Below are 13,989 nucleotides of genomic sequence, written 5' to 3' on the forward strand. Positions count from 1 at the left end.
TTATGTTTAAGCTGTAAGTGCTTGTACTGATTTAGTCTATCCTCGCTCTTATTAAGTATAATATATTATTGCAGCATAAACGTTTCGTATTCTAAATCTTCAAATTGTTTAGAAAGCCAAAATAACCCAACAACAGAGGTAATAATAGTTGAGAGTGCAAAGCCGTAACCATAAAACTGCGGCCCAAAAGCGATTGATAGCAAAGTTAAAACAACGTTTATTACCAGAAATAGCCCAGCTAAAAATAGGACGGTTGAGCGTTTATCTAAATAAAACAAAATATTTAAAATAGATAAAAATATAACCTGTACCCCTACACCGACTACATCAATAAATAAAAGCGTTTTATAGTTTGGATCAATGCCAATAAAGGTAAGTATTTGCTCACCCCATAATAATAAGCAGGCAACGGTAATACCCTGAATTTTAAATATATCGTATAAACCGGCACGCGCAGTTTGGATCATACTGTCTTTTAATATGTAGATCTCTTCAAGAGATGAGCCACCACGAATAGCGGTGTAAAAACGGTCGTACTCTTCTACAAAGTCGGTTTCCATTTTTACTAAAAATACTGCCATACCGGGAATAATAGACAAATAAGCCAAAAATATAGGTAAGTCATAAATTGGGCTGGCTCTTAATGTGCCAATAATTTGAATTGATGTGCTTGGAGAATACCAAAAAATGATTTTATCAGCCCATACACCAATGTTATAAAACAGACCACAAAAGAATAGGCTGTAATACACTTTTTTATTGCTTAAAAAGTCAAAGCTTATAAGTTTTTCACCTGGGTAGCGGCGAATAATCATAAATAAAAAGCTAAAAAAGAGCAGTGCTTCGCCAGCAAAAAATGCAAAAAATAAGCCGTCTAACTGCCAGTCTCTTAATAAATATGCAAGCAATACCATAAAGGCGTAACCACTTAGCATGGTTATTAAAATTAACCGGTATTCTTTCATACCCGATAGAAAAATAGCGCCAAGCCACTGATTACATAAGCTTACAAAGGCACCTAAAATTATAATCTTAGTAACAACGGGTATAGGGAGCATAGGCCATACAGCTAAGCCCACCAATAACGCAGCTATTGTTGTTACAAGTTGTGCACCAAGTAAATTAGGGAGTACTTTTGCCTCTTCTTTTTGAAAAAACAAATCGGCAATAAACCGAGTTAGTAATAACTGCAAGCCACCCGTTAAAATAAGTGAGGCGGCCATCATGTAGGTAACAAGCGTTAAAAATTGAATAATAAGTACTTTAGGTAATACAATTCCTAAACTTAAAATACCAATTAGCATTAACGCTACAATAGAGAGCAGCCAGGGGCCTGAGCCTATTAAACCTGCGTAGCCGTATGCTTCAAAAACTGAGAGCAGGGTATTTTTTTTGAGAATTTTTCGTATCTCAAAACCTATTCCGGCCATGCCATTGTATCCTTATAAAGTTTATCGTAACGGGCAAACATGTGGCTCTCGTCATAAAATTTTTGTACGCGGTCTAGGCCGCTTTGTTGATACTCAAGCCAAGTTTGTTCATTTGTTAGCATGTTTGATATTTGCTTTGCTGTTTCGCTCGGAGAAGCAATTGAGACAACTTCACCGGCTTTACCTAATGCTTTATCTTCATCGGTTCCGCCTTCGATTATTTCGCGGCACGAGCCAACATCACTAGCAAGTACAGGCACACCGGCCGCCATTGCTTCTAAAAGTACTAAAGGCTGCGCTTCGGAAATCGAGGTTAAAGCAACAATTCCGAGCTTAGGCAAAATTTTAGTAATATCTTGCATACCTAAAAACTTAACACTGTTTTGTAAATCAAGGCTGCCTACAAGTAGTTCACATTCTTTGTAATATTGCGGATCTTCTTCATAAGGGCCGATGATCCAGCCTTCGACCTCTGGTAATATCGATTGCGCTTCTTTAATCGCACGTATAAAGGTTTTAATATCTTTTATAGGCACTACACGTCCAATTAACCCAACAACCGGTGGTATCTGTTTTGGACGCTGATCAAGCGCTTCAATAAGGCGCACTGTTTTAATGCCATTAGGTACAACAAATGCTTTTTCAGGCGCTGCACCATCTTTTATTTGGCGCTGTCTGTTACCGTCGTATAGCGAAATGATCTTATCTGCTTCTTGGTATGTTGTTCGGCCTATTTGCTCAAAAAAGCTGATCCACATTCGGCGAATAAAGCCCATCTCGGTATTTAAGTTTTTACCTAGGCTTTGTTCAGACTCTTTGATCCAACTGGCTTGAATAAGATCTATTTTTCTCTCTTTGGTGTAAATACCATGCTCGGTCAACAAAAAGGGAGTATCGCTTATTACACTGGCACCAGATCCTAAAATACCAGCATACCCGGTAGATATTGAGTGAATAAGTTTAACTTTTGGAAGTCCACGTGCAATTTCGGCTATTTTAAATAGCGGTTTATATAAATTGCGGTATGACCAAAAAAAGTCAATAAAAGAGGATTCATCACAAAAAGTTGAATAGTAATTAGTGAGCACTTGCCATGATGATTCACTATATAAAAAGTCGGCTTCGTTAATACCGTCTTTTTTAGCCAAAGTTTCAAATGCAAATTTTAACAATTCAGTCGGGATAGGCTCGTTACAATCTCTAAAATAATTTTGTAGTTGTTGCCAGAAATCAAAGAGCTCTTTTTTATATTTAACCCCATGCTTGGCTTTTATTTCAGAAGTATCATTTTCCACTAAATAATGAACATGCAGCTTGGTAACGTTTTCAGGTAAAGTATATTGAATCTCGCCATAATGCTCTGGTGCTCCACCTATAAAAACAAGCTCAAAGTTATAATGAGGTAACCCTTCAATTATTTGATGAACCCAACTAGATACACCACCACGTACGTAAGGGTAGGTACCTTCCAAAAGCAGTAAAATGTCTGCATTTTTATTACTCATTCCAATACTCCTGCAAATGACGTAATTCACTGCCTTTAGGTTGTTCTGGGAGTTCTTTTAAATAGCGTTTACAGTCGTCAAACTTGTTCATACAAAAGGCAACTTCGGCTTTATAAGGGAGAACATGACGCCTTGCCATACCAAACTCAGTTGCTTTAAGTAAGTACTCATGGGCTATTTCGTATTTGTCTAAGGCTAAAGATATACGGCCTAAAAATATAAAGGTTGCAGGTGTTTTTACGTGCTCAATACTTTGCTCTGCAAGTGCTTCTGCTTTTTCTAAAACGTATTTACGCAGTGCACCTTGGGCTAAACCTAAATAGCTTAGTTCCCAATACAGTTCGGCTAGCTGTTTTTGTAAATGGCTCAATTTAGGCTGCTTAGTCGTAACGGCTATTTCTTGCTGATACAAACTGATTTTTTCGTTGAGTTTGGTTTCTTTACCATCAAGGGTTGAGTAGGCGAGTAGTCGAATATCATCTTCTAAATCTTTAAGTGCTAGCTTTAAAATAGGAATAGCTTGTGAGTCACTCATGTGACGAGCTGCCATTACAGCACTTAAACGTTTATTTGGTTCATTCGCGTGCTTCAAAATTGCTTTAAGTCCGCCAATAGAATAGGTCGGGTTTGCTGATATTGCTCTGGCTTCAAAAGGAAGCTCAGGTATTTTATGCTCTTCTATTTCTATCTCGTCGTTTTTGAGAGGTTTACAAAGAGCAAACGTAAGCGCTACTACAACACCTATAATTCCAAGTACTGGTAATGTAAACAATAATAAAAACATGAGTAGCAAAGAGCTATAAGGAGTCGTTTTGTATTTTTTAGGTATAAAAACATAACTAACAATAGCAAAAAGGATGCTAGCAATAGCATGCAATAATATAGCTAAAAACCAATTAGGTGTTTCCAGTACTTCTATTAGTGCAAAGTACTGGCAAATACACCCTAAAATAGCCGCTACAATAATTATAATCATGAAAGTGAAACCAATCTCTTTATATCATCTGAGCTTATTGGTAGTGCAAGTTGTTGCTCAATAACAATATCAAGCTCAGCTAAAGTGTTACCCGTACGCTCTTTACACCAGGTGTTCATTCGGGCAATAAAGCCTGCTTTTTCAAGTTCATCAGCTAATGGCATTAATAGCAGTAATACCTGATTTTGATTATCATACAAATAAATGTCTAAACCACGGCGTGCTTCACTTAAATAACTCATAAGTTGAGTCGATTTATCAGTAATATTATTGGCTTTTATTTTTAGCAGCTGCGATGGAATGTTGTATCGTTTTGCTTCTTTATTCGCGCGTTTAACTTGGCGAATAAAGTACGGAGACTCTTCATACGTCATTACTGGGTTTGTTATTTCATGGCGCAGTAGGTCGCCAATATGCCCAGCCATAACAGCAAGTAGTGTAAGAGTGGTATTTTTAAGCGCAAAAAATTGTACTCTTTCAACTAAAATAGCGCCATAAATTGTATTATTTACGTCGATAAGTGGGATTGCCATATGGTATTTACTTATACCTAACGCAGTTTTTGCGTCTTTTACTGATACTAATTCTTTTTCTTCAATCATCGCTAATATAAGAGGATCATTTTCAGCTATTTGACCCATTTGGCCAATAGAGGCAAGTGGAGGCTCTAAAACAGTGTCGTTTTCAACTTTATATAAACCCGCTCTTTCTAATAAACCATATTCAACGAATAGGTCGATTATTTTTTGCGCTGCGCTATCAAGCCTTCTTTCTTTTAATAGCCCGATAGAGGTTCTTACTGCTTGTAGCGATTCACGCAAACTTAACGTATGGCCAGCAAGCATTTGCTCTATTCTATCGTGAGATGAATTAATTAAGTGATACTGACGAGTAAATGTTTCAAGGCGATCGGTTACGTACTCAAGCTGAATACTTTGCTGCTGATTAGTACGCTCCCATACATCTCTAAATTCGCCAGTGATCATAATTACAATAATGTAGCCAATCATGGCGTTAATATTGAAGTCGCTTTGTGGTGATAAAATATTTGCTTGAAGTAAAAAAAGTTGACCAACAAGCAAACATAAAATACTAATAAAGCCTTTTGAAAAGCCATAGCGTAGAGAAACTAAAAGTGGGCCAAGTACAGGCCACGAAAACCCTCCCTCAGTCCAAAATGGGTCCTCTGCGTTAAATAATACAGGCAGCCCTAAAGCAAGCGCGGTAAATATAAATACCTCAGCCCATATTTGTAGCTCAGGAACGTCTCTTGGTCTAAGGAAATGTGTTTTCACTCACTAACCTCTATATAAGAAATTAAATCGGCAATCACATCTTGTGCTGTTGCTGCAATGCTATCGCGGCCCCAACCACTTTTAGCAATAGTACCCGTCCAAATCGGCGTTGTTTGTCCATTTTCAGTGAGTGATAATGTAAGTGCAACAACGGGTTCGCCGTCAAGCCCAGCTTTGTAGCGCCACTCTTCAATGCTGCCTGTTAGTACATAGTCAGCTTGTTGAGTGCTTAACCACTGCATAGCATTGTCTAAACGGTATTGATCGTCCAGTGGTGGAAGCTCTTTGGTGTTTACGCGAGGTGCGCGTATAAGAGTTGGTAATTTATTTTGTTGCCAAATACTGGCTAAAATATCTTCAGCACGCTCACCTGCAAGCGGTGTTTGAGCATGATTAACAAGTGGCATTAATGCCACAATTTTTGAAGGGCTAAGCTCTACATCATCAGCAACTCTGCTGGTGGTACATGCTGATAATAGTAATACCAAACACGGTATAATTAAACGAAACATACTCTCTCCTAACATTAAAAATGTACGTAATAACCTAATTGTAATTGTGTATCTGAGTTACCCACTTTATTACTACTTTGGTAACCCAGCTGTAATTTAAATAAATCATCGCCCAGTACAGACCAACCAGCGCCACTTGAAACTGATACATCTACTGTATCGTTAAGTGTTTGATAGCCAGTACTTATATCAAATAACCATGAAGGGCTTGCGCCTAAATAAGGAGGTTCTAAAGAACCAGTTGAAGCAAATGAGGTCCCTAGTGCAAAACGTCTAAATGGTTGAAGGTCAACTCTTAGAGGTCTTGATTCTGTATTTATTAATGCATTTACACGTTCAAAGTCTTGCCATTGCGCACTAAAATAAGCGTTCCAAATTGGGCGGTCTTTTAAAATGCTGTATTGGTAACGTGCATTATATTCTTGGCCATTTATTAGTGAGCTTCCATCGCTTCTTCGAGAAAAAGACACCGCTGCTGCTGATAGCTGTACGTTTTGTCTACCATCAATATTGTAGTTAACATAGGCCGTGGCTTTATCTAGCTGAGCATAGCTAAGTAGCGCTTCTGATTGGCGGTTTTCAACATTATATTCAAGCTTTAAACCTACCTGTGTACGCGAATCCCATTGATAACGAGAGTCTAAGCTAAAACCTTGACGGCTAACTAAGCTGCCTTGGTGAGAATCTATTTTTGCATCAAAATACCAACGACCAAATGTCATCTTATCTTCTATCGCAAACAGTAATCCGTTGTTATCAAGATTTTGCTGATTACTTAAACTTAATTTCCATTGCCCATTAGCATAAGGAAAATAAACGTTTACATCGTACTGGCTACTGTTTAAACCAGCCTCTGGCGATAGGTTTATTTCAAGCGCTCTAAAATAGGATGCGCGTGCATTTCTGAGTAAACTCAATTGCGATTCATTTGCCTCGCCAGCAAGTTCTTCGTACCAACGTTGCATGGTGGCATAGGGTTGTTTTAAATAGAGTAGGGCGTTTAGCTCATCTAATTTGCTTAGTGAACCTTCAGCTATAAGCTGTTTCGCTTTATTAAATTCGCCGTTGGTCATATAAAGTTGTAGTTTTTGCCATGGCTCTAATTTTTGTGCAGCCCTGCGCGCTAACCACCAGTTTGTTTGGGGCTCACCAATAGTGTAGGGAGCAAGTTCTTCCATTGTATTTAATTGCATTAAATGAGGAACAGCCATCGCGCCCGCCCAGCGGAACATTAGGCCTCTGTATGCATATTTATCTTTAGGTAAGTGTTGCAGTAAATAGTGATTAAGTTCAGCAGCATTTGCATAGTAGCCAAGTTGTTTCATTACATCGGCTAAGTTAACCAGTGTTGTTAAGTCACTTGGCTCTGCAATGACCAATTTACGCAAATAAAAGTAGGCACTGTTATATGATTTATCATAAATAGATAAGCTAGCTAAGAGCTGCGTCCACGCATAGGAAGTGTCGCCTTGAGAATAGCGCGTTAAAATGCGGCCAATCATTACAGTGTCATGCATTTGCAGCGCTAACCAACCTTGTGCAAGCACAACATCAGAGTCATATTCGCTTAATTTAGCAGCGCGGTTTAAAGTTGTATAAGCTGAATTTAAATCACTTTGGTTTTGATACCAATTTGAAAGAATTAACCAAGCAGGATAGAGAGCTTTATTATATCGTTGTTTATCAAGTTCAGCATGAATACGTGCAACTGATTTAGCATCATTTACTTGTGTGCTTAATAATGCAATTTGAATCAATTGACGGTCAGTTTGCGACTCGCTTTTCCATAAATAATCAAGAAGCTCCTGAGGCCGACCTTCAAAGCGCAGTTGTTGGTAGTGCAGCATGTCGCCTACGCTTAAAGGGCTTATTTTTTGTAACTGCTCTAATGCATATAGCTCATGAGCTTTGTCTTTGACTCGCGTAGCCATATCTACATTGGCGCTCCAAAACTCATCATCAGAACTTTGTTGCTTACTTTTTAGTACTTGCAGAGCTGTAGCAAAGTCATCGTTTAGCCAAAATGCGCGGGCAATCCAAAGTAAATCTTCTTCATTTTTAGGCCCTTTATATATAGGCCACAGGGCTCTTAGCGCTTCTAAATTACCAGTATCGTGAAGTACTTTTGCTTTCCAATATTGTGATAATGCACTTTTACCATTTATTTGCTCAAAGCGTTCAATATTGTTTAACTCTTGCTTTGTGTTACCAATAAATTCGTTAGCTTGCATCCAATTAGCAAAACCATTGCCTTTCAGACTTCTGTTTTGCGCCTTGTATTCGTATATATCATTAGCATCTTGGTATAAATATAAAGCGGTGGCATCGTTAATACTGTCGGTAAGCATCGCAGGGGTTACGGCTTTGTTAGACATTAGCCATTTAAATTCTCGAAGCGCTTCTTTAGGCTTGTTTTGCCAGCGTTTTATCTTCCAATTTAGTAAGTGTAGCTCTTTGTCATCTGGGCTCTGTAGTAATAATTTTGCGAGTAATTGTTCAGCCTCTTTTGCATTTCCATTTGCTAAACGCAGGTGCATTGCTTTTGTTAAGTAGTCGGTGTTATTTGGCTCAGCTTTTAATAAGCTTTCAATGGCTTGAGCTGCATCTTCTGTATTGCCAGCTAGGTTAGCTAAATAAAGGGTGCGTTTAACATCGGCTTTGTCACCATAGGTTTTCCACCATGCATAAGCTTGAATCGGGTTATTTGCGCCCAGTGCAGTTTCAATCGCTTTAACTGCAATGTCAGCATTTATATTTGTTTTATAAATTGCGAGTGCTTTGTCAGGTTCCCCTGCGCTTAACCAGTAATCGGCTGCAAGGAGTGGCTGTTTATTTTTTTGATAGTACTGAGCAACTTTTGCGTTTAACCCAACTGCTTTTGCAATAGTTAGTATTTGTTCGTTCCAATTTTTATGAGCACCAATTTTTAAAGATAGTTCTTCAAAACGGTCGTCAATATTAGCCCCGCTTGCTAGCCATAATGAGTAAAGCAGCTTTATTTCAAGCGTCGCTTTGCGCTCACCTCTAGGTAGTTTTTCAAGCTCGTTAGTGGCTTGTGAATACTCACTAAGCCCTATATGCAGCTCAACTAATTTTGCGCGAAGCTTTTCATTGTCGGGCTCTGTGTTGAGCGCTGCATTAAGGTACGATTTTTCAAAGGTATAATCTTGTGAAAGTTCATCATCTTCAAAAAATAAGGTGTGAGGAAATAATGCATAAAGTGCAAAACAACTTACAGCTAATATTGCTAATATTGTTTTTACAGAAATTAACTGAGGGCGCTTTTTAGCATTCATTATCGAGCGACTCCATTGCAGTTAAGATAACCATAAAATTGACCCTTTGGTAGATTAAAGTGTGTCACATTAGCGCGTGTTACACCTTTAAAGTGCTCACCCAAATTAGATACAAATTCGCAAGAGCGTGCATTCATTAAATCAAGTGAAGCGGGTACCCACGCTTTAAAACTAACAGGCCCGTTAACTTGCCAGTTATTAATAACAACATTTGCAGACGCTAAATAAGGTTTTTTACTATTTTGGCTGTGATCAAAGCTAAGGCGAGCTATGTTATTTATAATATGTATGTAGTCACCTTTTTCAGTTACACCCGATACACCTTCACTTTGAGCTATGTTTGGCACATCAAAATCGGTAGGTATCCGTAGAGTACGAATGTACTTTGAGCTAAATAACCATTCATTATTATTGTTTTTTGCAAGTGCAGAAAAGTAAAAATCTTTTGCTACTTTTGCATAATGGCTTAAATGCACCGGTGTATTTGGCCTTGCTAAAACATAATCAATGTTGTGTTTAAGAGCGTCTAAGCCCGCAAGAACTTCACCTGAATAAAAGTGATAATAAATAGTGTAAGGTTTTAACCTATATGGCTTTTCTGTTATTTCGAATGTTTCGGTTAAGCGTCTAAAGCCGTAATAAGGGCCATGCCATAGGTTTGTGTAAACATTTTCATTTAATATGGGGGCATAAATTTGATACAGCAAATCACGCTCAGGTCGGCCAATAGGTGATATATGTGTAAGACTAGGATTATCGGCATTTACATCAGTGTTACCACCGTTGACATTTAACACACCTGCATCACGAGCAAGTTCAAGTGCTTTAGGACCAGGAGTTGCATCACCAGACCAAAGTATCATCACTGTTTTTTTATTTTTAGGTGTGAGCTTTTCATCAATGTACTTTATTGAATCTGTAATTTCTTTTTTAAGGCTGATAGTGTTGTAGCCAGGTACATCTAGATGAAAACCGTAATCGGTGTCGTCTTCATCTATTTTTTTTCGCCCAGACAGTGCTGTCCAAAAATAGGGGTGACTATAAGTATGCGAAGCAACTTCTACGTAAGGTAGGTTAAAAATACTACGTGCAATGCCTTCAAGTTTGGCACTTTGTTTAGAGTGAATACCGCCTTCTTCAATGTCAGCTTGGATCACAGATGACGTCAAAGGCAGTTTATAGCGTTTAATTATTTCATCTCGAATCACTTCTGCTGAATAAGGCTTACCTTCGTAATGGGCAACACTTGTAAATCCATCTCCATCTATATGCAGCGTAAGCATTCGCCTGCCACTTTCGGTGGTTGTATCTGGCACTAATATAGGTGGTAGTCCCATAGCTTGAGTTAGTAGTGTACGCGGATCAATAACCCATTTGCTGCCTTCCATCGGAAATGTATCAATTAGCCAAGGAGCAACGACGACTGCACCATATTTAGTTTTAGCAGCTTGTACAACTATTGTGTCATCTGATGATTTTATTGTAATTAAAGGAGTCGCATCAGTTGCTAATTTGAGTAAGTATGGTTTAACAATAGGGGGAGGTGTTGTGGATTCTCCTTTGAGCCAAGGTGCAAAGCTATCTTGTTTATATGGACCTTCAGGCAGTGTGTTTAACGACTCAATACCCAAGCTTAATAATAATTTAGTTGATTGTGGTAACTCGCCTAAAATAAGCTCTGGCACCACACCTAAATTAGCTTCAAGCCAATTGGTAAGTGTTGGTGTGTAAAATGCGTCGCTTGAGGTCCACGAAATAATACCGGCATGTAAGCTAGGGTCAACCAAAGGTAAATCGCGCTTTGCCATATCTATGTAATCAGGTATATACCCCAAATACTCAATCATGGTCGCAAGCTTTAAATGTACGGTAGTGTAAATGAGTGGCTTTACGTTACTGTTATAAGGGATCAAAATGCGCCTAGGCACCGGTGTAATTGATGATGTTCCCCATGTTTGCAGGTGACCATCGGTTACCCATGGATTAAAACCGGCGTCTATAATATTTTGTGCCATAGCGAGGCGATTATCGGGTTTTGCATAATCAATAACTTGGACGTTAAGGCCTAAGTCTTGTGCTGTTTTTAATTGTGCGCTTAGCCAATCTTGGTCGTTTTTGTTGGTCAGCTTATAGCTATTGTCGGTTGGATTAAAGTGGCTATACAAACCCTCAGCAACTAAGTCTTTAGCTAAATTAGCGAGTTTAGGCAATAACTCAAAGCCCCGGTTAAGAATAAGGTGCTTATCAAAAGTCTCAGATAGTGAGCTTATTATGGTGACTAACCCAGCTTGTTGATCGGGTTTACTGTGTGTAGCATCTAATAGCTGATAGCTATCAAGGGTATCTAAAAATAAGCCGCTAAAGCCACGTGCTTTTAATGCCGCAGCGCTATTTGCAATATATTGTTGCCAATGTGCTGATGTTAAATCCGCAATGTGGCTATTCCAGTTGGGGTTTATGCTAAGTGATGACTCACTTTGATTAAACGACTCACCAACACTTAAATAAGCATAAACAGCAATATTACGCTGTTTAAACCAATTAAGTTCGTGCTCAGTCACAAGATCAGGCTGGACTACAACGCGAGAATAAAAGGTCATTTCGGCTAATGGCATCGGCGCTGAGTAGTAAAAAGCGATACTATTATTTACAGGTGCTGAGAATGCATGAGCAGACACTAAAAGTGCAAGGTATAAAATATATTTCATTAATAATTCATTTTTATTAGATTATAACTGTGACTCAAAGTGATGCGTTCCGATTTTCTAGTTGTTTGGTATTAGTAATATAGGGTTATTATATGTTAATGGAAGTTTAATATCTATATGTTCATTATTTATATGAACCTAAAATCAATACTAACATGAGTCGTGCGTTAACTCATTACATAGCTGGTGATTAGCCGTCTCAGTACGCTATAAAATTAAGTTTAGATCAATGCAGCTGCTAGAACTTTAAATCTCTAATGAAAGAGTGGCAAATTATATATTAATTAATACGAAGGTCTCAGTGTTTTTAGTGTCCAAATACCTTCCTTGTGACTATAATATCTGCTAATTGAGCATAGTATGAGTTTACTCCCACCAATTTGTTTTTATTTACTATGCTTTTAAACCCAATAAAACAATGTAAACAGCCGTAATTTAATTTTTGGCTATTGTCGCTATATATGCATTTATATACCCCGGAGAAATAATGAGTAATTTAAGCTTGAAAAACAAACTGTTGTTATTAGCTATATTGCCCTTAATGCTACTTTTGATTAGCTTGATGCTGAGTTCTTATTATTTAGAGAATAAAAATCAGCAACAAAATTTTGAAGCATTTCAAACTAAACTAATAAGTGACAAACAAACGTTGCTAAGCACCGAGGTGGAAATTGCCAGTAAAATTGTGCGCTATCAAATAGCAAATGGCTCTGAGCAAGATGCTAAAAACGCTTTAAGAGATTTAACATTTGGTCAAGGTGGTTACTTTTTTATATACGACACAAATGGCGTTAGTGTTTTTCATGCATTATTAGGTGATGCTATTGAAGGGCAAAACAAAATAGGGATGACTGACCCTAACGGTAAAAAAATAATAGTGGGCTTATTAGATCAAGCTAGAAAAGGCGGTGGCGCTTTTAACTATCATTTTCAAAAACCAAATACCACAGGCTTAGTTGAAAAAATGGGCTATGCAGCAATGATCCCAGGTACAAACTGGATGATTGGTACTGGCGCATATATGGATGATATAGGCGCAGAACTACTTAAATATCAAACAGCAATGCAAGAGCACATGAATGATAAGGTAGTGACCTTATTGCTAATTGCTTTATTTTGGGTTGTGTTAACTATTGTATGTGCGTTAGTTGCCGCAAATACAATGGTAAAACCAATACAGCGCATGGCGCAAAGCCTTGACGATATTGCAAAAGGTGAGGGCGATTTAACCAAACGTTTAGATATTGATACTAACGATGAAATAGGCCAACTTGGCGAAGCATTTAATATGTTTGTAAGTAAGCTACATGGCATTATTGCCAATGTGGTTGATGTAACACACGATGTAAAAACAGCCTCTAGTGATATAAATACACAAACACGGTTAATTGAAGACAAGCTACTTAATCACAATCATGAAACAGACCTTGTTGCGACGGCTATTACCGAAATGTCGGCTACTTCTCATGAGGTGGCTCAAAATACGAATCAAGTGGCAGAGTCAACCCAAGCGGCAACGCAAGAAGTTGCTAAAGCTCAAGAGTGTGTTGATATTTCACTCAGTGAGGTGTCTAACCTAATGGGCGAGATAAACTTAGCCGCAGAACAAGTTGATTCACTCAGTGATCAATCTAAAAAGATTAATAGTGTACTAAGCGTAATTGGTGGAATTGCCGAGCAAACAAATTTACTTGCACTTAATGCTGCAATAGAAGCTGCACGAGCAGGTGAGCAAGGGCGAGGGTTTGCTGTTGTTGCTGATGAGGTAAGAAGCTTAGCAAGTCGTACTCAAGTTAGCACATTAGAGATTAGTGAAATGTTGAGTGAGTTACATAATTTAGTATCGGATGCTGTAGCCGCAATGCAAGCGAGTCAGAATAGTTGTAATCGCTCAGTAGAATCGTCTCGTGCTATTTCAGAAAGTTTAGGTGCGGTAACAACCTCAGTTAGATCAATTAACGACATGAGTACGCAAATTGCGACAGCGGCGCTGGAGCAAAGTAGCGTTACAGAAGAAATAAACCGTAATGTATTTGCCATTCAAGAAATCGTTAATGAACTAACTATTTCAAGCAAAACTACCTCTTCGGTAGGCCAGCATTTAGCTGCGCGTGGTGAAAACTTAGGCCAGCTTGTTGGCCAGTTTAAAATTTAACAAAGTTTAAAGCTTTACAGTAAAAGCCGCTAATAGCTAACACCGATCAGTTAAGGTATTTTTGATCGGTTGACTGATCTTTTGGTTGCTTCACAATACCCTTATCATCTTT

8 protein-coding genes are annotated in these 13,989 nt (G+C 38.3%); 1 reads left to right on the forward strand and 7 read right to left on the reverse strand.

Going from position 1 to position 13,989, the window contains the following annotated elements:
* Positions 1-65: 65 nt before the first annotated feature.
* From pelG to I6E85_RS13765, 7 genes are read right to left on the reverse strand one after another with little or no spacing between them, the layout of a single operon-like run.
* The gene (gene pelG, locus I6E85_RS13735; protein ID WP_024591494.1) at positions 66-1,430 is read right to left on the reverse strand and encodes an exopolysaccharide Pel transporter PelG; all 1,365 of its coding nucleotides are present in this window, start codon (positions 1,428-1,430) and stop codon (positions 66-68) included.
* Positions 1,418-2,935, reverse strand: a complete 1,518-nt coding sequence (gene pelF, locus I6E85_RS13740; RefSeq protein WP_024591495.1) for a GT4 family glycosyltransferase PelF — start codon at positions 2,933-2,935, stop codon at positions 1,418-1,420. The genes pelG and pelF overlap by 13 nt, the downstream gene beginning before the upstream one ends.
* A complete protein-coding gene (locus I6E85_RS13745; RefSeq protein ID WP_024591496.1) occupies positions 2,928-3,911 on the reverse strand; it encodes a hypothetical protein in 984 nt (327 codons plus the stop codon). Before I6E85_RS13745 ends, pelF begins: the two co-directional genes overlap by 8 nt.
* The gene (locus I6E85_RS21200) at positions 3,908-5,206 is read right to left on the reverse strand and encodes a PelD GGDEF domain-containing protein (protein ID WP_007584806.1); all 1,299 of its coding nucleotides are present in this window, start codon (positions 5,204-5,206) and stop codon (positions 3,908-3,910) included. The genes I6E85_RS13745 and I6E85_RS21200 overlap by 4 nt, the downstream gene beginning before the upstream one ends.
* Positions 5,203-5,718, reverse strand: coding sequence for a hypothetical protein (locus tag I6E85_RS13755; RefSeq protein WP_007584808.1), 516 nt, complete (start codon positions 5,716-5,718; stop codon positions 5,203-5,205). Before I6E85_RS13755 ends, I6E85_RS21200 begins: the two co-directional genes overlap by 4 nt.
* A 14-nt stretch (positions 5,719-5,732) precedes the next feature.
* Positions 5,733-9,014 carry a tetratricopeptide repeat protein gene (locus I6E85_RS13760; protein WP_024591497.1) on the reverse strand — a complete coding sequence of 1,094 codons (3,282 nt, stop codon included), beginning with the start codon at positions 9,012-9,014 and terminating at the stop codon, positions 5,733-5,735.
* Positions 9,014-11,722, reverse strand: a complete 2,709-nt coding sequence (locus I6E85_RS13765) for an endo alpha-1,4 polygalactosaminidase (RefSeq protein WP_024591498.1) — start codon at positions 11,720-11,722, stop codon at positions 9,014-9,016. The genes I6E85_RS13760 and I6E85_RS13765 overlap by 1 nt, the downstream gene beginning before the upstream one ends.
* 487 nt (positions 11,723-12,209) lie before the next feature.
* Between I6E85_RS13765 and I6E85_RS13770 the strand changes: the two genes are divergently transcribed.
* Positions 12,210-13,877: a methyl-accepting chemotaxis protein gene (locus I6E85_RS13770; RefSeq protein ID WP_024591499.1), complete on the forward strand. Its 1,668-nt coding sequence runs from the start codon at positions 12,210-12,212 to the stop codon at positions 13,875-13,877.
* Positions 13,878-13,989: the final 112 nt, after the last annotated feature.

The sequence above is a fragment of the Pseudoalteromonas sp. NZS71 genome (assembly GCF_015864715.1).
Taxonomy (GTDB): domain Bacteria; phylum Pseudomonadota; class Gammaproteobacteria; order Enterobacterales; family Alteromonadaceae; genus Pseudoalteromonas; species Pseudoalteromonas arctica.

Coding starts and splice junctions, on each gene's coding strand:
- pelG (WP_024591494.1), bottom strand. CDS start 1,430: ATGGCCGGAATAGGTTTTGAGATACGAAAAATTCTCAAAAAAAATACC.
- pelF (WP_024591495.1), bottom strand. CDS start 2,935: ATGAGTAATAAAAATGCAGACATTTTACTGCTTTTGGAAGGTACCTAC.
- I6E85_RS13745 (WP_024591496.1), bottom strand. CDS start 3,911: ATGATTATAATTATTGTAGCGGCTATTTTAGGGTGTATTTGCCAGTAC.
- I6E85_RS13755 (WP_007584808.1), bottom strand. CDS start 5,718: ATGTTTCGTTTAATTATACCGTGTTTGGTATTACTATTATCAGCATGT.
- I6E85_RS13760 (WP_024591497.1), bottom strand. CDS start 9,014: ATGAATGCTAAAAAGCGCCCTCAGTTAATTTCTGTAAAAACAATATTA.
- I6E85_RS13765 (WP_024591498.1), bottom strand. CDS start 11,722: ATGAAATATATTTTATACCTTGCACTTTTAGTGTCTGCTCATGCATTC.
- I6E85_RS13770 (WP_024591499.1), top strand. CDS start 12,210: ATGAGTAATTTAAGCTTGAAAAACAAACTGTTGTTATTAGCTATATTG.